This window comes from Desulfovectis peckii (genome assembly GCF_055391705.1).
In genome coordinates, this window is sequence record NZ_AP042409.1 from 163,034 (window position 1) to 186,626 (window position 23,593).

Annotated in this window: 17 protein-coding genes and 1 tRNA gene; 14 read left to right on the forward strand and 4 right to left on the reverse strand. The window is 45.4% G+C overall.

Annotated features, from left to right (window positions below):
• The first annotated feature begins 132 nt into the window (after nucleotides 1-132).
• The 4 genes from ACZ5NG_RS00805 to ACZ5NG_RS00820 all read left to right on the forward strand — a co-directional run bounded on the left by ACZ5NG_RS00805 (nucleotide 133) and on the right by ACZ5NG_RS00820 (nucleotide 7,694).
• A complete protein-coding gene (locus tag ACZ5NG_RS00805; protein WP_464253085.1) occupies nucleotides 133-4,548 on the forward strand; it encodes an FAD-dependent oxidoreductase in 4,416 nt (1,471 codons plus the stop codon).
• Between the two features lie 184 nt (nucleotides 4,549-4,732).
• Nucleotides 4,733-6,082 (forward strand): Trk system potassium transporter TrkA, encoded by a 1,350-nt coding sequence (trkA, locus tag ACZ5NG_RS00810; RefSeq protein ID WP_464252138.1) that lies wholly within the window; start codon nucleotides 4,733-4,735, stop codon nucleotides 6,080-6,082.
• The gene (locus ACZ5NG_RS00815; protein WP_464252139.1) at nucleotides 6,079-7,518 is read left to right on the forward strand and encodes a TrkH family potassium uptake protein; all 1,440 of its coding nucleotides are present in this window, start codon (nucleotides 6,079-6,081) and stop codon (nucleotides 7,516-7,518) included. The genes trkA and ACZ5NG_RS00815 overlap by 4 nt, the downstream gene beginning before the upstream one ends.
• Before the next feature lie 100 nt (nucleotides 7,519-7,618).
• Nucleotides 7,619-7,694: transfer RNA gene (locus ACZ5NG_RS00820), tRNA-Val, on the forward strand.
• 88 nt (nucleotides 7,695-7,782) lie between these two features.
• Here the strand turns inward: ACZ5NG_RS00820 and ACZ5NG_RS00825 are convergent.
• From ACZ5NG_RS00825 to ACZ5NG_RS00835, 3 genes are all read right to left on the reverse strand, one after another.
• Complete coding sequence (locus ACZ5NG_RS00825; protein WP_464253086.1) at nucleotides 7,783-10,122, reverse strand: homocysteine S-methyltransferase family protein; 2,340 nt, start codon at nucleotides 10,120-10,122, stop codon at nucleotides 7,783-7,785.
• A gap of 25 nt (nucleotides 10,123-10,147) precedes the next feature.
• Entirely contained in the window at nucleotides 10,148-10,846 is a 699-nt protein-coding gene (locus ACZ5NG_RS00830; protein WP_464252140.1) for a hypothetical protein, read from the reverse strand.
• Nucleotides 10,847-11,170: 324 nt separating this feature from the next.
• The gene (locus tag ACZ5NG_RS00835) at nucleotides 11,171-12,388 is read right to left on the reverse strand and encodes a LysM peptidoglycan-binding domain-containing protein (RefSeq protein ID WP_464252141.1); all 1,218 of its coding nucleotides are present in this window, start codon (nucleotides 12,386-12,388) and stop codon (nucleotides 11,171-11,173) included.
• 305 nt (nucleotides 12,389-12,693) lie between these two features.
• On the opposite strand from ACZ5NG_RS00835, the gene ACZ5NG_RS00840 reads away from it, so the two are divergent.
• From ACZ5NG_RS00840 to ACZ5NG_RS00850, 3 genes are all read left to right on the forward strand, one after another.
• Complete coding sequence (locus ACZ5NG_RS00840; protein WP_464252142.1) at nucleotides 12,694-13,086, forward strand: hypothetical protein; 393 nt, start codon at nucleotides 12,694-12,696, stop codon at nucleotides 13,084-13,086.
• A gap of 23 nt (nucleotides 13,087-13,109) precedes the next feature.
• Nucleotides 13,110-13,310 carry a hypothetical protein gene (locus ACZ5NG_RS00845; RefSeq protein WP_464252143.1) on the forward strand — a complete coding sequence of 67 codons (201 nt, stop codon included), beginning with the start codon at nucleotides 13,110-13,112 and terminating at the stop codon, nucleotides 13,308-13,310.
• Between the two features lie 94 nt (nucleotides 13,311-13,404).
• A complete protein-coding gene (locus ACZ5NG_RS00850) occupies nucleotides 13,405-14,349 on the forward strand; it encodes a quinate 5-dehydrogenase (RefSeq protein ID WP_464252144.1) in 945 nt (314 codons plus the stop codon).
• Nucleotides 14,350-14,425: 76 nt separating this feature from the next.
• Here the strand turns inward: ACZ5NG_RS00850 and ACZ5NG_RS00855 are convergent, their stop codons facing one another.
• Complete coding sequence (locus ACZ5NG_RS00855) at nucleotides 14,426-15,349, reverse strand: L,D-transpeptidase family protein (RefSeq protein WP_464252145.1); 924 nt, start codon at nucleotides 15,347-15,349, stop codon at nucleotides 14,426-14,428.
• Between the two features lie 137 nt (nucleotides 15,350-15,486).
• Here ACZ5NG_RS00855 and ACZ5NG_RS00860 point away from each other — a divergent pair, with 137 nt between their 5' ends.
• From ACZ5NG_RS00860 to ACZ5NG_RS00890, 7 genes are all read left to right on the forward strand, one after another.
• Entirely contained in the window at nucleotides 15,487-16,077 is a 591-nt protein-coding gene (locus ACZ5NG_RS00860) for a GerMN domain-containing protein (protein WP_464252146.1), read from the forward strand.
• Nucleotides 16,078-16,192: 115 nt separating this feature from the next.
• Entirely contained in the window at nucleotides 16,193-17,803 is a 1,611-nt protein-coding gene (locus tag ACZ5NG_RS00865) for an N-acetylmuramoyl-L-alanine amidase (protein WP_464252147.1), read from the forward strand.
• A 377-nt stretch (nucleotides 17,804-18,180) separates the two neighbouring features.
• Complete coding sequence (gene glmS, locus ACZ5NG_RS00870; protein WP_464252148.1) at nucleotides 18,181-18,603, forward strand: methylaspartate mutase subunit S; 423 nt, start codon at nucleotides 18,181-18,183, stop codon at nucleotides 18,601-18,603.
• Nucleotides 18,604-18,614: 11 nt separating this feature from the next.
• A complete protein-coding gene (glmL, locus tag ACZ5NG_RS00875; RefSeq protein ID WP_464252149.1) occupies nucleotides 18,615-20,006 on the forward strand; it encodes a methylaspartate mutase accessory protein GlmL in 1,392 nt (463 codons plus the stop codon).
• A gap of 14 nt (nucleotides 20,007-20,020) precedes the next feature.
• Entirely contained in the window at nucleotides 20,021-21,475 is a 1,455-nt protein-coding gene (locus ACZ5NG_RS00880; RefSeq protein ID WP_464252150.1) for a methylaspartate mutase subunit E, read from the forward strand.
• A 50-nt stretch (nucleotides 21,476-21,525) separates the two neighbouring features.
• Nucleotides 21,526-22,773, forward strand: coding sequence for a methylaspartate ammonia-lyase (locus ACZ5NG_RS00885; RefSeq protein WP_464252151.1), 1,248 nt, complete (start codon nucleotides 21,526-21,528; stop codon nucleotides 22,771-22,773).
• 37 nt (nucleotides 22,774-22,810) lie between these two features.
• Entirely contained in the window at nucleotides 22,811-23,590 is a 780-nt protein-coding gene (locus ACZ5NG_RS00890; protein ID WP_464252152.1) for an MBL fold metallo-hydrolase, read from the forward strand.
• Nucleotides 23,591-23,593: the final 3 nt, after the last annotated feature.

The following is a 23,593-nucleotide window of genomic DNA, read 5'->3' on the forward strand; positions in this document are numbered from 1 at the left end:
GGAGTTTGAACACGGCAGCAACATTGTGGTTAACATTGTGCTTTTGGTAACAAACTAACTAATTGTTTAGATTACTCTATACAAAGAGGGGGTCGGCCACTGGTGAGTGAACAAAAAACTGCCAATGAACAAATGGTAGGTGCAGTGATGGTTGTTGGTGGCGGTATATCCGGCATGCAGTCTTCGCTGGATTTAGCAGAATCAGGGTATCGAGTCTACCTGGTTGAGAAAAAGCCGGCTATTGGGGGAACAATGGCTCAGTTAGATAAAACTTTCCCCACAAATGACTGCTCCATGTGTATTGTGTCGCCTAAATTGGTAGATACCGGCAGACATAAAGATATAGACATTATTGCCGGTGCTGAGGTAGTAGATGTAACCGGTGAACCGGGTAATTTTAAAGTCAAACTACATAAAAAGGCTCGTTATGTAGATTTAGCGAAATGTACCGGTTGCGGTGAGTGTGCGAACGTATGTCCGGTAGAATTAAAAGACTTGTTTAACGGTAAATTAGCTAACCGCAAAGCCACTTATAAATTGTATGCCCAAGCTACACCAAACGCTTTTGCCATAGATAAAAGAGGTGTAGCTCCTTGTCGTGCCGCTTGCCCGGCCGGAATTAATGTTCAGGGATATGTGCAGTTAATTAAATCCGGCAAATTTATTGAAGCTTGGAAAATGATTTACCAAGACAATCCGCTGCCGGCAATTTGCGGGCGGGTCTGTGCCCATCCTTGTGAGGCGGCCTGTAACCGTAAAGAAATCGATGATCCGGTACAAATTCAAAAATTAAAGCGTTTTGCTGCAGATGTTGCTTACAGTAATATAGAGTCACTGCCCCTTCCGGAAGTTGAGGCAGAGCGGGAAGAAAAAGTTGCCGTTGTCGGTTCCGGCCCGGCCGGCTTGTCCTGTGCCTACTTCTTGGCCAAGCGGGGATATAAAGTGACAATCTTTGAAGCCCTGCCGGTTGCCGGGGGTATGATGCGTGTTGGTATTCCCGAGTACCGCCTGCCTAAAAAGTGGGTGGATTTAGAGATAGAGCTAATTAAAAAATTAGGCGTGGAAATAAAAGTAAACACTGCCTTGGGTAAAGACTTTACCATTAAAGATCTGTTTGACCAAGGTTATAAAGCTGTTTTCTTGGGTGTCGGCGCTCAAAAGGGCTTGACTTTAAAAGTGCCGGGAGCGGATTTGCAAGGCGTTATTACCGCAGTAGATATGTTGCGCAAAACTGCATTAGGTGAAAAAGTTGAACTGGGCAAAAAGACACTGGTTATCGGTGGCGGTAACGTGGCTATGGATGCCGCCAGAGTGTCCCGTCGCCTTGGTTCGGAAGTACATGTTCTTTGCTTGGAATCCGAAGGTGAACTGCCTGCCTCCAAAGAAGAAATTGAAGAGGCCATTGAGGAAGGAATTGTTTTCCACTATGCAACCGGAACAAAAGAAATCAAGGGTTCAGGCGGAAAAGTAACCGGCCTTACTGCTGTCAATGTAGTGTCATTATTTGATGACGAGGGGCGTTTTGCACCCACCTACGGCGATCAAATCACTGAATACACCGATGTAGATTCAGTAATTGTTGCTATCGGTCAAACACCTGACTTATCTTTTGTCGGGGATATGCCTTTAACTAACGAGAGAGGCAATCGCCTGAAGGCAGACAGTGATACATTGGCTACTGAAGTTCCCGGTGTTTTTGCCGGCGGTGATGCTCAACACGGTCCGCGGCTGTTAATAGATGCTGTCGGTGCAGGTAAACGTGCCGCTGAAAGCATCCATCGTTACATCCAGGGTGAGGATTTGCGAGCCAATCGCGAATTTAAAGTTCCGGAAGAAAAAATAGCGCCTTTGCGTCAAGAACCGTCAGAGGTAGAGAAAGTTGCACCGGTAGCTATGCGCTATGCAGATGCCGATACGCGCATTACCAATTTTGAAGAGGTTGCTTTGGGTTATACCGCCGAAGAAGCGCAAAAAGAAGCAGAGCGCTGCTTGAACTGTGCGGTATGTTCGGAATGCTTACAGTGTGTGGATGCCTGTGTGGCTAAAGCCATTGATCATACTATGAAAGATGAGGAAATTGAACTTAATGTTGGGGCAATTATATTAAACCCCGGTTTTGAAACTTTTGATGCCGAGAAACTGGATTATTACGGTTACAACCGTTATCCCAATGTGGTAACCAGTTTGCAGTTTGAACGCATATTGTCGGCTTCCGGTCCTTATGCCGGCCACATGGTACGTCCTTCAGACGGAAAAGAACCAAAGAGAATTGCTTGGATTCAATGTGTCGGTTCCCGGAATGAAAAAGAATGTAACGGATATTGTTCTTCCGTCTGCTGTATGTATGCCATTAAAGAAGCGGTTATTGCTAAGGAGCACAGTCATGATCCGCTGGAGACTACTATTTTCTTCATGGATATGCGTACCCACGGCAAGGATTTTGAACGCTACTACGATCGGGCGCGCAATGAACAAGGTGTTAGGTTTGTGCGCTCGCGGATTTACGAAGTTACCGAGGCAGATGACGGCAGCCATGATTTAATTATTCGCTATGCCCATGAGGACGGTTCAATTAGCACGGAAAGATTTGATATGGTAGTATTATCCGTGGGATTAACTCCGAATAAAGATACTGAAAAGCTGGCTAAAGCGGTGGGCATCGAACTGAATGAATTTGGTTTTTGCAAAACTCAAGAGTTTGAACCGGTTTGCACATCACGTCCCGGCGTATTTGTCAGCGGTGCCTTTTGCGAACCTAAAGACATTCCCGATACGGTTGTGGATGCCAGTGCGGCTGCGGCAAATGCTTCCAGACTGTTGGCTCCTGTCCGGGGAACAATGATCCGCAAACAGGAATTTCCTCCGGAGAGGGATATCAGCGATGAAGAACTGCGTATAGGCGTATTCGTTTGCAACTGCGGTATAAATATTGGCGGCGTGATTAAGGTTCCGGAAGTAGTTGAATATGCCCGCACTTTACCTGATGTATACTATGCTCAGGAATTCCTGTTTACCTGTTCGCAGGATAATGTGGATAAGATTAAAGAAGCAATTATTGAACATAAACTAAACCGGGTGGTTGTAGCATCATGTACACCGCGAACTCACGCTCCGCTGTTCCAATCCTGTTTGCGTGAGGCCGGACTAAACCCCTACTTATACGAACATGCCAATATCAGGGAGCAGGCTTCTTGGGTACACCGCAACATACCGGAAAAAGCCACTGAAAAAGCCAAAGATGTGGTGGCAATGACGGTAGCTAAAGTGCGGTTGTTGAAACCGGTGCAAACTTCGACCATTGAAATTAACCACAGTGCATTGGTTATCGGTGGCGGTGTTGCCGGGATGACTAATGCCTTGGCTCTCGGTGAGCAAGGTTTTGACGTTGTTTTAGTTGAAAAAACCGGCCAGTTGGGCGGTCATGCCCGCCACATTAAATATACAATTAACGGCGCTGACCCAATGGCATTAGTTGAAGACTTAATTGCTAAAATTAATAATCACCCCAGAATTAAAGTGATATTAAATGCCCAGATTGAAAAGGTCAGCGGCTACCTTGGCAACTATCAGACACTGCTGAAGTGTGATGACGGCAGTACGATAGAAGTGGAACATGGTGCGGTAGTAGTTGCTAACGGTGCTGACGCTGTGAAACCTACAGAATACTTATACGGCGAACATCCGGCAGTACTTACTCAGCAGGAACTGGAAGAGCGGATAGCCGGCTCCGGAATCGGCGATGTCAAGACGGTAGTAATGATTCAATGTGTTGGCTCAAGACAGCCGGACAGACCGTACTGCAGTAAAATTTGCTGCACGCAAGCGATTAAGAATGCTTTGAAAGTTAAAGAACAAAATCCGGATGCCCGCGTATTTGTACTGTATCGCGATATTAGAACTTATGGCTTTAAAGAAAAATATTATACTAAAGCGCGGCAAAAAGGTGTCATTTTTATCCGCTACAACCTTGATAACAAGCCACAGGTATCTGCTAACGGGGATCGGGTATCGGTACAGGTTGACGACCATGTTTTGGGTGAGCCGATTGTCATAGATGCAGATTTGTTGGTACTTTCTTCCGGTATTCAACCCAGTAAAGATAACGAAGTATTAAGCCGTCACTTTAAGTTGCCGTTAAATGCGGATGGGTTCTTCTCTGAGGCTCATATGAAACTGCGTCCTGTAGATTTTCCTGCTGACGGACTGTATCTTTGTGGCTTGACCCATGGACCGAAAACAATTCCCGAAAGCATTGCCCAAGCCAACGCAGCTGCCATCCGGGCGGTAACCCTGTTATCCAAGGAAGGTTTGGAATCTTTGGGTATTACCGCTTCCGTTGATGAGGAACTGTGCAAAGGTTGTGGATTGTGTGTTGCTGCTTGTCCATATGACGCCAGGGTACTGGATGAACGCAAAAAGGTTGCCTTAGTACGGGAAGTGCTATGTCAAGGTTGCGGCGCCTGTGCAGCGGTTTGTCCAAGTGGTGCCAGTCAGCAAAACGGATATGAAAAAGGTCAACTTTTGACCATGATGGACGCACTGCTTTAATCGTGATTTTTAAAAAAAAGGGCGTTTTGCTTGCTGCTGAAAAGTAGTATTGCAAAACGCCTTTTTTGCGTTATTTAAATATATTCGGGGCAGTTTTAATATTAAAAAAACTACTTGATTATTATTCTTTAAGGGTGTAAGAATTATAGAGGATCCATTATGATAAACGTCAGGAGGTTCCGCAGTGAAAATTTGTATCATTGGAGCGGGAAAAGTTGGCACGGAAATAGCCAAAAGGGTAAGTGAAGATGACCATGATGTAGTTATTGTCGATCGCGACGGAGCCAAACTGGAAGCCGTGCAGGAAAGGTTGGATGTACTGACAATCAAAGGAAACGGCGGCACATCGCAAGTTTTAAATAATCCGGATGTTGCTCACAGTGATCTTTTGATTGCAGTTACCAACAGTGATGAAATAAATATTATTGCTTGCTCCAGAGCAAAAAAAATGCACGGGGTGAAAAAGACAATTGCCCGTGTCCGCGACCCGGACTATGCCTATGATCTGCTGCCTACGAAAGAAGAATGGGGCATAGATCTGCTGATCAATCCGGAATTCGCTGCGGCTACCGAAATAGCCAGACAGTTAACCCTGAACTTGCCCATTCATACCGAACCTTTTGGTGACGGTAAAATATTAATGGCCGAAATACCGGTTGATCAGGCCGGTACATTGTTAGCCAATAAGAAGTTGTATGAATTGGACTTTCCCAAAGGCACCAGAGTGGTAGCGGTCTCCCGGGACGGGGATATACTGATCCCCGGTGGCAGTGATACCTTGCTGCCCGGTGACATTATTTATGTTTTAGGAAAATTACAGAGCATCAGTCAGCTTTCCTACCGAATTAAGGGTAAAAAACGCAGAATAAAAAAAGTAATGATACTTGGCGGGGGACGCATCGGTTACTATCTGGCCGCCAAATTAAGCGGTATCGGAATTGATGTGAAGGTAATTGAAAAAAATAAAGAAAGGTGCGTGGATTTAGCGGAGCGCCTGCCAAATGTTTTGGTTTTGCAGGCCGATGGCACTGATTTTGAGTTTTTACAGCGGGAAGGCGTCAAAGATGTAGACGGCTTTGTAGCGGTTACCGGCTATGATGAAGAAAACCTGTTGATTTCACTGCTGGCAAAACAGGCGGGAGCAAAACAGGTAATTGCCAAAGTCAGCCGACCGGCCTACACTTCTTTGGTCGAGCGTTTGGGGGTAGATAGCGCGGTCAGCCCCCGCCTAATTACCTTTAGTGAGATTTTGCGCTTTATCAGCGGTGGAAAATTATTATCTGTGTTTGTTTTGCTGAACGGCAAAGCGGAAATTGTGGAACTTGTGGCGCAAGAAAACAGTAAAATAGTCAACAAACCCCTTAAAAAAGCCGGCCTGCCTAAAGGCGTGATCATCGGTGCCATTTTAAGGAAGGGTCAGTCAATTATTCCTGAAGGTGACGCAGTAGTGTTGCCGGGGGATCGGTTGATCATATTTTTGCCCGGTAACTATTTACATATTGTAGAAGAAATGACCGGAGGTTCCAAATCTTGAATTTTAGGTTAGTTTTACGCTTGCTGGGTTTACTGCTTTGTTGTGAGGCAGCGGCTATGCTATTGCCTTTGAGTATAGCCGCTGTTGATCAAAGCAGTGACCTGCCTGCTTTTATAATCAGTATAGCTGTTATTGGCACTATTGGTACCGCTATTTCCCTAATTAAACCCCGAACTACGCAGGTCGGTTACAAAGAAGGTTTTTTAATCGCCACAATGGGCTGGGCGCTGTTAGCGTTTTTTGGGGCGGTTCCCTTTGTTTTAAGCGGTGTTGCCCCTAACCCGGCGGATGCCCTTTTTGAAAGTATGTCCGGTTTTACCACTACCGGGGCTTCGGTGATTACTGACGTAGAAGCACTGCCCAGAGGTATTTTGCTTTGGCGCAGTTTAACCCACTGGTTGGGCGGGATGGGAATTATTGTGCTCACTCTGGCTTTGCTTCCCTCACTAAATGTCACCGGTGTTCAACTGTTTAGGGCTGAAGTTTCCGGACCGATTAAAAGCAAAGTACTTCCCAGGGTGGCGGAAGCATCCCGCCAACTTTATAAAGTATATTTAGCTTTTACCGTTGCGGAACTGCTGCTGCTGAAACTTTGCGGCCTTACTTGGTTTGATTCTTTAATTCACACCTTTAGTACGGTTGCTACCGGTGGATTCTCTTCGCAAAATCTCAGTGTGGGCGCTTACCAAAGCCTGCCGGTAGAATTGATTATTGTTTTTTTTATGCTTCTGGGCGGGATAAATTTCAATCTGCATTACCATGTAATTAAAGGTGAACCCTTAGCCTATTTTAAAGATGCCGAAACCAGAGTGTATCTTGGCATTGTGCTTGTAGCTTCGCTGGTGATCATCAACAATTTAGTGACCTTTACCGGCTGCAGTATTCTAGAGGCCGCTCGCCAGTCCTTGTTTCAAGTGGTCTCTCTTATTACCGGCACCGGTTTTGCTACCGTTGATTTTGACAAGTGGCCGGACTTCAGCAGGTATGTACTCATTGCACTGATGTTTATCGGCGGCTGTGCCGGCTCTACCAGTGGCGGAATAAAGGTAATTCGCTTTATTGTTTTATTTAAGGCTATGGCCAATCAATTACTTAAATTGATCCACCCCCAGGCAGTGCTTCCGCTTCGGGTAGGTAACCGCGTGCTGCAGCCGGAAGTGGTGCAGATGGTGCAAAATTTCTTTGTGTTGTTTTTGGCCATTTTTGCTGCCGTAACCGGTTACTTGACATTTTTAGGTTTAGATTTAATCAGTGCCGCTACCGCAACGGTTGCAGCAATGAGCAACGTCGGGCCGGGTTTGGGATTGGTAGGTCCGACAAGTACTTTTGCCGCTTTACCGGATGCGGGTAAGCTGGTTTTAACTTTTTGTATGCTCATAGGCAGATTGGAATTATTTACGGTATTGGTGTTATTAAGCGTAAGGTTTTGGAAATAATAGATAAAAATAATGATTGATTAAAATTTTTCTTTACGGTGGCGTGTTGACGAGCTGCTCGTTTTATGGTATATTACCTTACATAGTAAGAGATGAGCTTGGGCGATTAGCTCAGCTGGGAGAGCGCCTGCCTTACAAGCAGGAAGTCGGCAGTTCGAGCCTGTCATCGCCCACCAAAAAACCCTACAGTTTTAACTGTAGGGTTTTCTTTTTGGGTAGAAAAGCCCGCCGGTGCAAACCGGCGGGCTTTATCTGTCTATTTACTTATTTCCGCTCAAATACCTGTTGGGCGATTTTAACGCCTTCACGTGCGTCCTTGGCGTAATAATCCGCACCAATCATCTCGGCATAACGTTCGTTTAAAACTGCACCGCCTACAACTATCCGGCAGTTGGTTTTGCTGGCCTTAAGCAGTTCTATTGTTTCTTTCATACTGGCAATGGTTGTGGTCATTAAGGCACTCAGTCCCACCAGTCCTGCCTGATGTTTTTGGGCAGCCGCTACCACTTTTTCCGGCGCTACGTCTTTACCCAAATCTATTACGTTAAATCCGTAGTTTTCCATTAGCACTTTAACGATATTTTTACCGATATCGTGCACATCTCCTTTTACCGTGGCTAATACAACTGTTCCCTTATTGACATTGCTTTTAGCCAGTTCCTGCCGCAAGCGGTTAAAAGCAATTTGTACTACTTCCGCTGACTGCATTAACTGGGGTAAAAAGAACTCACCTTTTTCATATTTGTTGCCTACCTCATCCAGTGCGGGTACCAGTATGTTGTCCACTATGTCCATGAGCTGTTTGCCCTCGGCCAGCACTTTTTCCACCAGATCGGTAATCCCGTCTTTGATACCGTTAACTACTGCCCGATAGAGAGCGTCGGTGTTATTTAGGGTTTTTTCCGGCTTTTCAGCAATTGGCTGTTGATTGGCAAAGGCCGCCAGATAACGCTTGGAATCCCGATCCCGGCCGGTTAATACCTCTGCCGCTTTAATGGTGTCAATCATTTCCCGATCGTGAGGGTTGATAATCGGCGCATCTAAGCCGGCAGCAATGCCCATGGCTAAAAAGGTGCGGTTTAACAATTTGCGATTGGGCAGGCCAAAGGAGACATTGCTGACACCTAATACAACCGGAACGTTTAAGTGTTCTTTAATCAGTTTGACGGCTTTAATTGTTTCATAAACTTCATCCTGTTGGGCACTGGCGGTTAACACCAAGCAATCGATTAATATGTCTTCTTTGGGAATGCCGTATGCTAAAGCCCGCTCTACAATCTTTTGGGCGACTTTTAATCTGTCTTCGGCTTTCGGCGGGATGCCGGATTCGTCCAGGCACAGGCCCAATACACAGGCACCGTATCTTTTTACCAAGGGTAGGATGGCAGTTAAGCTCTCTTCTTTACCGTTGACGGAATTAAGCAGCGCTTTGCCGTGATAGGCCTTAAGTGCGGCTTCCAGTGCCGCCGGATCGCTGCTGTCGATTTGCAACGGTAAACTTACCACTTTTTGTATAGAGTTGATTGCTTTCACTAACATGGCTGCTTCGTCAATGTCCGGCAGGCCGACGTTAACGTCTAAAATATCTGCACCCTTTTCTGCTTGCGCAATTGCTTCCTGAACCACCTTAGCAAGTGAACCTTGACGCAGTTCGTTAGACAATGTCTTTTTGCCGGTGGGATTAATGCGCTCGCCAATGATGCGCACCGGATATCCGCTGCCAATGGCTATTGTGCGCGTGCTGGAAGTGACGTAAGTTTGCGGCCGGTATTGCGGCTTGGGCGGTGTTAAATTTTTTACCGCATTTTTTATGGCGGTAGTGAATTCCGGCGTGGAACCACAGCAGCTGCCGACAAGGGCTGCCCCGGCGGCAACCAGCTTAGGTGCATAGGCACCCATTTCTTCTGCCGTTAACGGAAAGATTGTTTTGTCCCCCTGTAGCGTCGGTAGACCGGCATTAGGCTGAACTAACAAAGGAACTTTGCTTATCGGTGCCATTTGGGCGATAACCCGGGCCAATTCTTCCGGGCCGCCGGAGCAGTTGGCACCTAAAATATCCGCTCCTAATGACTGCAGAGTTATTACCGCCGTCATCGGGTCGGTGCCCATTAATGTCCGGCCGTCCGGCTGAAAGGTCATCGTGCAGATTACCGGTAGATGGGGGGCCACATCTTTAGCCGCTAAAACGGCCGCCCTGGCCTCACCTAAGTCAGACATGGTTTCAATACAAATTATATCTGCACCGGATTTAACACCGGCCTCCATTTGTTCTTTAAAGGTTTCATATGCTTCCGCAAATGTCAAGGGGCCGCTGGGCTGCATCATCTTCCCGGTAGGGCCTACTGACAGTGCTACCAATGTATCAGGGGCACAGGCTTTTTTAGCGGCTTTTACCCCGGCGGCGTTTAATTCCGCCGTTCTTTCCGCCAAGCCAAACTCAGCCAGCTTGATGCGGTTGCAGCCAAAGGTGTTGGTTTCAATAATATCGGCCCCGGCATTTACATACATCCGATGAATATCGGTGATGGCATCATGTTGTTCAACATTTAGTAATTCCGGGCAGCCGCTGTCAAGCAAACCTTGCTCTTGCAGCAGTGTTCCCATTGCTCCGTCAAAAACCAATATTTGTTTACTGATTTTTTTTAGCAGTTTTTGCACATCCGTCACCTCTGTTTCTATAAGGGCAGTTTACAGCACTGCATTTTTCACACTTGTTTAAAATAGGGTTGTCAATTTTTTCTGCGTTAAAACCGACAATACCAATGATACTTTTTTGCGGTTCCAGCATACAGCTGCTGTTGACGGTGATACCGATTTTTGCCGCGTTTACCGCTGCCGCCAAATCATGCTGGGTTTCTAACGGCAGATCGCCGTAGCCGTTGCAAAAACGCCAAGTTAAATAGGGCAGCCCTTGCCGGCGGGCTAAAACTTGCAGCTTTTCCTGCAGTTGATCGGCTACCTTTTCCACTGCATCACTGCCTACCGCATCTAAAATAGTGGCACCGGCATATTCACCGGCTTGGAAAAGCTCAGTCACCTTTTTTTCCAGCTGCGGGCCGATTGTTGCCGCCAGCAAGCAAACTTTTCTGGAGTGCCGCAAATGGTTAACGATATCTTTTCCCGGCAACACCAAAGATGCTTCCGGTATTTTAACCGATAAATCATCAATGATTACCGTATCAAATATTCGGTAGGTAGTTTGGGGTTCCAGCAGGGTGATGCCCAGAGATATATAATAGTCAATTTTATCTGACATTTGTGGCTTTAATTTAGTTTTGTCGTTTTTGTATCCAAGGTAGCGTAAAACCTCCCGCTTGTCTACAAACATGTCCGTTCACCCTTTAAAATTGAGTAAAATTAACCTTTCCGCAAGTGGGGTGAAAAATCCTGCAATGGCCGGTGTTTTTATTTGCCATAAATAAAGATAGCCGCGACTGTTATATCAGCGGCTATCTTACCGGCAATAAATTGATGCTACTTCATACTTCCATCTGTTTCTGGCACTGATCTGCATTTTCTTTCCTCCCAAAGTATTATTGGTTATTATTTGCCAATAGGGAAAATATATGTAAATGCCGGTTATTAATCCTTATTAAGCAACTTTTAGGTAATAAAAATCAGGAGAACACAATGTCCTCCTGATAAATAAAAATTATTTGCCTGCGGCTTTTAGTACCGCCTGTTGGTGATTGGCATCAATGCTGTTAGTATTGTGGGTGCGGCTGTTTAGAAAATGGATGTCAAACATGCCGTTGAAATTGTTGCCGGGAAGGGTATCAAAGGCATGGGGCATACCGGCCATAGATGCGGCGATTTCCCGCCCGTCGCACTGTACAATGATTGGGCGTACCTGCCAACTCCACTGGCCGCCGAATAAACTCTTCATAATGGCGGTATCATTGGCGGTGAGGGGCTCACAGTCGGCGTGGTTGCCACCGCCAATGCGGTAGGCCTTAAAGGTGATGCCGGTTTCTAAGTCTTTAATTACCGCCGTACTGTGGTGGTTGAACAACCAATTGGCATATTCCCAATCTAGCAGTTCACCGTAACCCGGTTTTTTTGGCGCACTGGGCGCATTAATGTTAACCGCCTGCTTAGAATTTACCGGTATAATTAACGGTTGCCCCGGTGTAAGCATATCGGTTTTCAAACGATTGGTTTTCTTAATTGCTTCGATTGCAGAATTGTACTTTTGAGCAATCAAGCCTAATGACTCGCCGGACTGGACATAATGTAAACTTGTACCGGCGGGTAAATTCCAGCTACCTGTCCCGCTGCCGGGATTGGCATTGTTGTTTTCCTCCGCAGCTTTTTCGGTCTTAGCCGGTACTTTTAGTATTTGTCCGGGATATATATCATAGTTAGTTAAATTATTGATTTGCATTAGCTTGTCCACGGTGGTGTTATAACGCTGAGAAATGAAATACAAACTGTCACCGGGAACAACAGTGTAATTTTGATAATTACCTGCCGGTGGCATCGGTGATTGTGCTGGGATAATCAGCTGCTGCCCCACCCATATTTCGTCACCGGTAAGCTTGCTGAGAGCTTTAAGTGTACTTACCGTTGTGCCGTGGTCGCGAGCAATAAAGTACAGACTGTCCCCCGGTTTTACGGTATAGAGCGTGGTATTATTTTCATTTGTGGGAATAGTTAATATCTGCCCAATTAACAGTTGATCGGATTTTAAATTGTTGATTTCTTTTAACTGACTGATTGTCGTATTAAATTTTTGAGATAACTTCCAAAGGCTGTCACCGGGCTGAACGGTATAATTTACTGCAGCATCGCTTACCGGTGCGCCGATTGTCAAACCCGCAAAAAATAACGACACTAAAGAAATTTTTATGATGTTACGCTTTCTTGCCACGGTTACCTCCTAGATTAAGTTTTATTTGTTTTATTTTCTAGTAGAACTGTGGTTGCAAAATGTTAATGCTAACGACAAAAATACTAAATATCACCCCATTTCTGATAAATATGGTACACATTAGTATTATATACTAATAAAAGGAATAAAGGTAGAAATATATCGAAATTGGTATAATTTTCAATAAAGTGCCCGTTGGTTTTATTCCCACTTTGGATACACTATCAATACACAGCTTTGTCAGCGTGCTTTAAAGGCTGGATTAAAGGGTTTTGCAAATTTTGGATCTTAGGGAGGGAACATCAATGCAAATGGATACAGGGGAACGCTCACTTTTAGCATATTTTCCTTCAAGCAGCAAGGCTGAAGCGGCAGCAAAAGCCTTAAAAGAGCTGGGCATTTCTGAAACTCAAATTGACCGGGTATCTCGTTATGGAGTTGATACCAACGACTATATCAGAAGGCGCATGCCCACCGATTCCACAGTAAGCGATATGGTGGCCTTCTCCGGTAGTGCTGATTCATATGATCCCGATACACGTATTTTAATGATGTCAGATCCCTCTTTAAGCGGTATGGCCAATAGCCCGGGTTATGGCATGGCCGGCGGGAAAGGCTTTTTGTTAACGGTTGTTACCGATGAGGAGCATCTGGATAAAGCTACTGAAATCATTAAAGAAAACGGTGGGACAATTTAATTTTTCTTAAGGGAGTGTGAACTTTGACTGCCAAAAATAAGGATAGTTCTAGCAAATTAAATTACGTTAAACAGCAGGAAGAAGCACCGATTATGACGCCGAGACAGCTGAAAGTTTGGAACTCGGGTTATATCAATGGACTGGATGAAGCAGCAGCGTTACTGGAAATGGCTTTACATGCCGACTTTTTAAAAGATGGGAAGAGTCAATTAAAAGAGCGGTGAAATATTGGATGACACTGCTTAAACTTGTATTTTAAGGTTATTATCAGTAAAATATAATAGGATCTAAATTTAATCCCAATTGGGGGCATTCAATTTGAAAAAGATAGTCAGCGTAAGTCTAGGGTCATCTAAACGCAATCATACCGTGACGGTAGAGCTGTTAGGTGAGCAGTTTGAAATCAGCAGAATAGGAACTGACGGCGATTTTCAAAAGGCAATGGAAACATTGCGTCGTTTAGACGGAAAAGTCAATGCGATAGGTTTAGGCGGTATTGACGTTTATCTTTATGCCGGAAATAAACGTTATGCAATTAAAGACGGTATGCGTTTGCTAAAAACAGTGAAACAGACACCGGTGGTTGATGGCAGCGGCTTAAAAAATACCTTAGAAAGGGAAGCGATAAATTATTTGGCCGCAGAAGGTTATTTAAAACCCGGGGACCGGGTGCTGATGACCAGCGCGCTGGATCGGTTCGGTATGGCGCAAGCTTTAGTGGCGTTAGGTTGCGATGTAACCTTTGGAGATTTAATGTTTGCCGTGGGAGTGCCGTATCCGATTAAGTCAATTTCCCGTTTAGAGAATTTGGCCAATAAATTGCTGCCTATTTTCATTAAATTACCTTTTAAAGTACTTTACCCAACCGGAAGTAAACAAGAGCGGAACAGCAATGCCCGTAAGTATGAAAAGTATTATCAGCAGGCAAAGGTTATTGCCGGTGACTTTCATTTTATTAAAAAATATTTACCGCAGAAACTTAACGGTCAAATTATTATCACCAACACTACCACTGCGGATGATGTAAAACTTCTAGCGGCAAGGGGTATGGGTACGCTGATAACTACCACACCGGTATTTAACGGCCGCTCTTTTGGAACAAATGTCATGGAGGCTGTTTTATTGGCTATTTTAGGTAAAAGGTGGGAAGAAGTTACTCCCGAAGACTATCTAGGACTCTTGAAAAAGCTGGAATTTAAGCCGCAAATCATTCCGCTCAATCCTTTGCAATCATCATATAATGCCGAAATTAAAGCAAATTAAAGGGCTGAAACACGTTAGCCGGTGCTTCCGCCCTTTTTTTGTTTAGAGGCCGGCATCAAAGCCGGCCCACTTTATTTTAAAGTTTCATTTTTTCGTACATTTGCTTGTCTACCCGATTGTCCCAAGGCAAATTGTGATCTTTACGGTATTTGAAAATTGCTTCTTCCATTGCCGGTCCAAATATACCGTCCACTTCTTGATCATAATAGCCGTGGCGTTTTAGATATGCTTGTACCGTTGCTACGTCTGAGCCCCTTTCCCCCTTGCAGATGACCCGGTGGGTGTGTCCGGGAACGCCAAAAGGATTGCCCACGATATAAACCGGGGTATTTACCGGTACCCAAGAGTAAAGTTCTTCAACCTTGCTGTTATGCATTCTGATACAGCCATGACTGGCATAGCTGCCAATGGAACCGGGTTTATTTGTGCCATGAATACCGTACATTCCCCAGCGTACATTGAGTCCCAGCCAGCGGGTGCCAAAACCTGTTCCCCAATTCTTGGCTTTTCTTGTTATCTTCCAAGTGCCGTGGGGGCTGGGAGTTTTCGGCGCTCCTACCGCCACGTGAAATTTGTGGTAGGGTTCACCGTTTTCCAATACGGTTAATGTGCGGTTAACTGTATCGATCACAATGCTAATTTCCCCGCTGGGAGGCGGTTTAACCTCATTGGTTACGGGCAGTTCAAAATGAGAGGCCAGTTTTTCCCAAGTTTCCCTGGCAACAGAACCGGTTGCCGGCATATCTGCGGCCGCTTGAAATTCAGCTACCGCTTCAGCTGTTTTTGGGCCGTAGATGCCATCGATAATGCCTTGGTAATAACCGAGCAGTTTTAATTCCTTTTGCAGCGTTTCGACGTCAGGCCCTGTTATGTAGGGTGTGGTTAAAGTTAATTTTTCTTCATTTTGACAGTCCAGCGGGCAGTAATAAGCATTTTCCGCCTGTGCTGCCAGCGGAAAAAAACATAAACCGACGGCTAGTAGTATTAACCTGATAATCATGTGATCCCTCCAACAATCTAAATTGTTTCTAAGAAAACAGCAAATTATTCACTGAGCAATATTTTTCCATTAAATGTAATATTTTTTATGGACAGGCATATATATTTATTGGAGTTAAATATTTTGGGAGGGATAAAATGCAGATAAAAAAATTTGGCACGGTACTTTTGATATTAATGTTATGTTGTTTTACAGCCTGTGCATCCGGTGAAAAAACTTCAAATGCCGATGTATCAATATCGATTGACGGTTCAGAGGAACCGACTCTTGAGAGTGTTTCAGTGCTGAACGATATGGTGGACAAAACTACCGTTGTGCTGTATTTTGCCGATGAACAGGGAAATTTAGTCGCTCAAAAAAGGGATATTCCCAAGGTTGACGGCATTGCCCGCATGACCGTCAATGAATTAATCAAAGGGCCCGATGCCGCATCCTCATTACTTCCCACCATACCGCCGGAAACAAAATTAAAAGATATCAGTATCAGCGACGGCCTATGTACTGTAGACTTCAACAGGGCATTAAAGGAAAATCATCCCGGCGGCAGTAGCAGTGAACTGGTTACCGTTTATTCAATAGTAAACACATTAACCCAATTCTCAACGGTAGAAAAAGTGCAAATTTTATTGGACGGACAGGTAGTGGAAACGTTAGCAGGGCATGTAGAATTAACTCAACCGCTGGAGCGGAATGACGACATCATTGTAACTGCGGACGCATTAAAATAACAGACAGCCATTTTTTACACCCATTGGAATATAATTGGCGAAAATGGTAAACAAATGAAACAAAATGTTAGGGAATACCGTCTATATAGTATAATTGTGTATAGGACGGTGTTCCATGATTAGAAAGATTTTGACCAAAACAGTAAGACTGTCAATAGCGCTAGCTATTGGCTCTTTTTGTATAGCCTGGCCGCTGGAAACGCCGCTTTTTTCTGACGGGATCAAAACTGCTCAGGCGGCTTCCGGCCAAACGGCAGTAATAAGCGGCAGTTTTGTGAACTTACGGAGCGGCCCGGATACAAGTTATGCCGTTACCGGACAGGTAAAGCAAGGAGACAAGCTACCGGTCTTGGGCAAACAAGGTGACTGGCTAAAAGTGCGCACAAGTAGTGGGCAGCCGGCCTGGGTAGCGGGATGGCTGGTGAAATTAGAAAACGAACCGGCCGGTGATGCTGCAGCATTGGAGCAATATGCAGTAATTACCGCTAACCATGTTAATGTGCGCAGCGGCCCCGGTACCGGATATCAGGCTGTAGGTATGGTTAATGCCGGGGAGCGTTATCCCTTGCTGGCCACTTCCGGCCAATGGCACAAAATTAAATTATCTGATCAAGAAGTTTGGCTAGCCGGTTGGTTAACTAAGATAGAGGAGGCTGCGGCAACTAAACAACCGGCTCAAAATAGCGCCGTGGCGAAAGAACCTGTACCGGCCTGGTTGCCGAAGCTTACACCGGAACAAAATAACGCCGGTGAACAGGGCAATCAGGAAGGTATTGGTGACTCAAAAGCAGATTCTGAGCAAAACAACGGCAGCTTAATCGGACTGGACATTGAGTACATAGGGGATAAAACTGTCGTGACAGTGGATGCTGACAGTGAAATTGACTATAATACTTTTATGTTAACCAACCCCCGACGATTGGTGATTAATTTTAACGGTTTTAATTTAGGACAACTACCGGAAACAACAAAAAATGTAAATTCAGCTTCCGTTACAAACATACGCACCGGACAATTCAGCACCGATCCTCCAATCGCCAGATTAGTGCTGGATTTAAAAGGCCGGGTCAGCTATCGCACAGAAACGGCAAGAAACGGTAAAAGGCTTATTGTGGAAGTATCTGAAATAAAACACAGTGAATATGGTGAATATGTTGAAGATAAAGTAATTTTTATTGATCCCGGTCATGGCGGTAGCGACCCCGGCGCTTCGGGAAGCAGCAGGCAAGTTTGGGAAGAAGAAATTAATTTGGATATAGCCAAAAGATTGGCGGATATTTTAAACAAACAGGGGGCCACGGTGCTGATGAGCAGATTGGCTGACGAAACTGTAGATTTATATGCTCGCTCAGCAATGGCCAATCAGGCAAATGCGGATATTTTTATCAGTATTCACTGCGATGCCAACCTAGATCCCGGTGTTGGCGGGACAACTACTTATTATTATGCGCCGGCAACGAGGGCGGATTTGTTTGAGCAGCAGCCCGATCGTCTGCGTTTGGCGCAAAGTATACAAACCGAGCTGATAAATGAGTTGAATTTAGAAAATAGGGGTATTAGGCAGGCTAATTATGCTGTGTTGAGGGAAACCGGTATGCCCTCGGTTTTGGTGGAAACGGCATTTATTAGCAATCCTAATGAAGAGCAGCTTCTAAGAGACGCTAATTTCCGCCGGCGTGTAGCGGAGGCTATTGCCCGAGGAATTAATGCCTATTTTGCCGATTAACGATAAAGAGCTAAAGCACGACCTACTAGCGGTTCCCAGTGCTTTAGCTTTTTGTTTAGGGATATAAAAAAAGGGCCTGGCTTGTTTGCAGCGACAAAAGCCGATGTAAGTTTGACGGTAACTGAAGCAATAATATTGTAGGGACTGTTGCTAATTACTAAAAAATAGCTATGTTACACCCTTCTGATGGAGGAAGGTTTTTTAAAATTTTTATATAACATACTAATAACAAGTTTTGTTACCTTAGATTGACCACCTTATTATACGTTTTTGATTAATTAATTTAGTTAGTTTTATGTCTTTATTAAAGTGTATGGTATATTTAAAGTACTAACAGCTAATAAATTAAGGGTGTTTGTTTCCTATGGAGGGATAATATGGAACAGAAGAAAAAGATAACCCTGGTATTAGGAGTAATTGGCGCCGATGTACATGCTGTGGGCAATCGCATACTGGAATATGCATTTACAGAAGCAGGGTTTAATGTAGTAAATATCGGCGTAATGGCTTCCCAAGAAGAATTTATTAACGCAGCGATAGAAACTGATGCCGATGCAATTATTGTTTCATCCCTTTATGGTCACGGAGAAATTGACTGCCGGGGTTTACGTGATAAAACCATCGAGGCTGGGTTGGGTGACATCAAACTGTATGTTGGCGGCAATTTAGTTGTCGGCAAGCAAGAATGGAAAGATGTGGAGAAAAGGTTTAAAGATATGGGATTTGACCGGGTTTATCCGCCCAGCACCATGCCGGAAGATGTTATTGCCGATTTAAAAACGGATTTTGGGTTGAAATAGAGGTGAAATCTATGCAGCTAGCCCTGTTAATAGACTTTGGCAGCACCTTTACTAAAGTAACAGCCGTAGATTTAGATACTGAAACAATTGCCGCTACCGCTCGGGCCAGAACCACTGTGGAAAGCAACATTATGGACGGCTTAAACCAAGCAATGGAATACATATATCAGAAGCTGGGTACCGAAAAGCCGGAATTTAAACACAAATTAGCTTGCAGCAGCGCTGCCGGGGGGCTGCGTATAGTGGCGGTCGGTTTAGTAAGGAATTTAACGGTAGAAGCTGCTAAACAAGCGGCGTTAGGCGCGGGTGCCCGGGTTGTGGGCGTTTATGCCAATGAACTGTCAATTAAAGAAATATATGAAATTGAGACCAATAAGCCGGATATAATTTTGCTGGCCGGTGGGACAGACGGAGGCAACAAAGAGGTAATTTTGTTTAATGCCCGACAGCTGGCTGAAAGTAAAGTTGACAGCACCATTATTGTCGCCGGCAATAAATCAGCAGCTGATGAGGTTGAGCAGATACTGGTTAAGGCAGGTAAAGAGGTTTTAACTACTGAAAACGTACTGCCTGAACTGGAGAAGCTAAATGTCATTCCGGCGCGGCGTTTAATCAGAGAAGTATTTTTGAACAAAATTATTGAAGCCAAGGGTTTAAAAAAGGCAGAAGCTTTTATCCAAAGAATTTTAATGCCCACACCGGCAGCGGTTTTAAATGCCGCTCAATTACTGGCCAAGGGGTATAAAGGTGAAGCCGGTTTGGGAGATTTAATTGTCGTGGACATTGGTGGGGCGACTACCGATGTACATTCTTTGGCTGACGGTTTACCTACTAAACCGGGTGTAAATTTCCGGGGCTTGCCACAACCCTATGCCATGCGTACCGTGGAAGGTGATTTGGGCATGCGGGTAAGTGCGGCGGCACTTTATGAAGTAGCTGCTGCTACAGGGGCCTTGGAGAGATATAGCGGTTTATCAACGGAGGTAATTGAACAATATTTAGCGGCCATTGCTGAAAACCTTACTTTGTTGCCCAGTAATGAAGAGCAAATGCGTATAGAAACTGCCATGGCAAAAGTTTGTGCAGAGTTAGCAGTGGAGCGTCACGTCGGTTCGTTAGAGGTGGTTTGGACGCCCTTTGGTGCCAGTTATATTCAGCAGGGCAAGGATTTAACCGAAACAGCTAACGTCATTGGAACGGGAGGCGTAATTGTAGAGCATTCCCATCCGGAAGAAATTCTCAGTGCGGTTACTTTTAGCGAGGAAAACCCCACATTGCTTAAGCCCAAAGAACCGACTTTTTGGTTGGATAAACAATATATTTTGGCGGCCTGCGGCTTGTTAGCCGAAGTAGAGCCCATTAAGGCACTGCGCATAATGAAAAAATATATTATAAAAAACTAGGGGGAGAGAATAAGGTGCAGCTGGCAAATAAAAAGATAGATTTAGAACAATTTATGCAGGAGCGCCAAGAAACTTTGCAAGCCTGGCCAACCGGTCAACAGGTAGATTTAGGCGAAGCGCTGGACTACCATAGACAAATACCTCCTTCCAAAATATTTGCCAATATATTAAGGGAAGCAGACGAACAAGGGCGGACGCTGGCCCAACCACGGGCGGGCGTACCCTTAGTGCAAGATCATATTGATTTATTACAATACCTGCAAGATGAGGGCGAGGCTGACTGCCTGCCCACAACTATAGACAGCTATACCCGACAAAACAGATATAAGGAAGCTGAAAACGGTATTGAAGAAAGCCGCCGGCAAGGTCGTTCAATGCTCAATGGGTTTCCGGCTGTAAACTATGGCGTCAACGGCTGTCGACGGGTGGTAGAGGCAGTAAAAGTGCCGGTGCAAATTAGGCATGGTACACCGGATGCCCGACTGTTGGCTGAAATTACACTGGCCGGGGGCTTTACCAGTTTTGAAGGCGGGGGCATTTCTTATAATATTCCTTACGCGAAGGAAGTACCGCTGGAACGTTCCCTTGCCCATTGGCAGTATGTAGACCGCTTAGTTGGGTACTATCAGGAGCAGGGGATCACAATTAACCGTGAACCTTTTGGCCCCCTTACCGGTACCTTGGTGCCGCCTGCGATATCCCATAGTATCGGCATTTTGGAAGGGCTGTTAGCCGCCGAGCAGGGTGTAAAAAGTATCACACTGGGTTACGGTCAAGTCGGCAACTTAGTTCAAGATGTAGCGGCGTTAATTACCTTAAAAGAATTAGCCAAGGAATATTTAGAAAAATTTGGTTTTTGCGATGTGGAAATAACCACCGTGTTTCATCAATGGATGGGCGGTTTTCCGGCGGATGAAAGCAAAGCCTTTGGCGTAATCGCATGGGGAGCTGCAACCGCTGCCCTGGGTAAAGCAACCAAGGTGATTGTGAAAACGCCCCATGAGGCGCTTGGTGTGCCTACTAAAGAAGCCAATGCCAGGGGAATTAAAGCCACTAAACAAGTTTTAAACATGCTTAGAGATCAAAGCCTGCCGGAAAGCAAAGAACTAAACACCGAAAAGGAAATTATTACCAAAGAAGTGCGCTGCATTCTTGATCGGGTACTGGAGTTTGGTGAAAATAATACTGCTTTGGGAGTAGTGCGTGCCTTTCAGGCCGGGGTGCTGGATGTGCCCTTTGCCCCCAGTAAATTTAATTATGGCAAACTGCTGCCGGCAAGGGATAACAACGGGGCGGTCAGATTGCTGGATTTTGGCAACCTGCCTTTTACTAAAGATATTATTGAATTTCATCAGCAAAAGATTGCTGAAAGAGGGGCAAAGGAAGGCAGACAGCCCAGCTTCCAGATGGTGATTGACGATATTTACGCCATTGGAAAAGGCATGCTGGTTGGCAGGCCGAAAAAATAAAAACATCTATTCTGGCATCTAGATAAATAATTAGGTAGAAGGTGAGCGCATTGAAAATTGTTCAGGCACTGGCATCGCCGGGGCTAACAGGGTTTTATTTTGACGATCAAAAGGCAATCAAAAGGGGAGTCAGTCAAGACGGCTTTGCTTTGCTGGGTAGCCCGGAGACACCGGGATATACCGCGGTGCGTCAGCGGGGCGAGTCGATTAGCATTATGTTTGTTTTAGAAGACGGTTCGCTGGCTTATGGGGACTGTGCTGCAGTACAGTATTCCGGTGCCGGGGGACGTGACCCGCTTTTTTTAGCAGAAGAATTTATTCCGGTCATTGAGCAGGAGATATTTCCCCGCTTGCTAAATCGCGAAATAAGCAGTTTTAAAGCAATAGCCGAAGAGATTGATCAACTTAAAGACAGTAAGGGTGCAACTTATCATACGGCAATTCGTTACGGGGTTACCCAAGCCTTATTGGATGCTGTGGCCAAAAGTCAAAAAATTACCATGGCTGAGGTAGTGGCTAAGGAGTATAATGCTCCCCTTTCCTCAAAGTTTGTGCCGATTTTTGCTCAAACCGGTGATGATCGCTATACAAATGCCGATAAAGCGATCATCAAAGGGGCAGATGTACTGCCCCACGGTTTGATTAATAACGTTCAGGAAAAGCTGGGATGTGACGGGGAAAAGCTACTGGAATACGTAACTTGGCTAAAAAATCGCGTGAAAAAATTAGGCGGTGAAGATTACCGCCCGGTACTGCATATCGATGTCTATGGCACTATTGGTCAGATGTGTGATGATAATATCGATCGGATGGCTGAATATCTCGGGCGGCTGGAAAAGGCCGCTGCGCCCCTTTCCCTGCGCATTGAAGGTCCTATGGATGCCGGCGGCAAGGCAAAGCAGATTGAGGCCCTTTACAATCTGCGCCGGGCGGTAGAAAAAAGAGCTATCAACGTGGCCTTGGTAGCAGATGAATGGTGCAACACGCTGCAGGATATCCGCGAATTTGTTGATGCCGGTGCCGCCCATATGGTGCAGATAAAAACACCGGATTTAGGCGGGATCAATAACACAATTGAAGCGGTGCTTTATACTAAAGCCAGAGGGGTTGGCGCCTATCAGGGGGGAACTTGCAATGAAACAGATCGCTCCGCCCAGGTGTGTGTGCACGTTGCCATGGCCACCCGCCCCGATCAAATGCTGGCTAAACCGGGTATGTCTGTTGATGATGCCATGATGGTCGTTTATAATGAAATGAGCCGCCTGCAGGTTTTGCTTTGCGCGAAAGGTGTATTATAATAAGTGTTAAAACATTAAAGTACAGGGGTTGAATATTATGCAGCTCACTGTTTTAGGGTGTTGGGCACCATATCCGGCTGCCGGGGAGGCATGCTCCGGCTACCTTATTCAGCACGGTGAAACCAGCATTATGCTGGAGGCCGGAAACGGCAGCTTTAGCAAGCTTGGCAAACATATTGATTTTCGGCGTTTAGGGGCGGTAATTATTTCCCATTTGCATCCGGATCATTACATGGATTTGTTTTGCCTGCGCCATGCTATTGCGGGGGCAATTCGAGACGGCAAACGAACTGGGCCGTTAGCCCTTTTTCTGCCTAACCGGCCGGAAGAAGATTATCAGCGTTTGGCTGAATATACCGATGCCTTTGTTGTAAATCCGATTGAAGAACTGCCGGAAATTAATTTAACTAATGAAACTAAGGTTCGGCGAGCACACATCGGTATGCTGGATTTGGCATTTATGCCTACATACCACCCACTGCCGGGTTATGCTGTCAGTATTGACAGCGGTGAAGGGCGATTGGTGTTTTCCAGTGACACGGCAAAAATAAAAGGACTGGTTGATATCGCTAAAGACGCTGATTTGTTTCTTTGCGAGGCCAGCGGTTTAGATAAGGACGAGCAGTTTGTGGAAAAGGGGCATCTCACCGCTCGCCAGGCCGGTGAAGTTGCCAGGGAAGCCGGTGCGCGCCGTTTGGTGATTACCCACTTTTATCCGGAATATGATGTTAACGAACTTGTTGTTCAGGCATCTGAAGGATATGGTAAAACGGTTCTTCCCGCTAAAGAAGGTGCTAAGTTTGAAATTAAGCGATAAAGC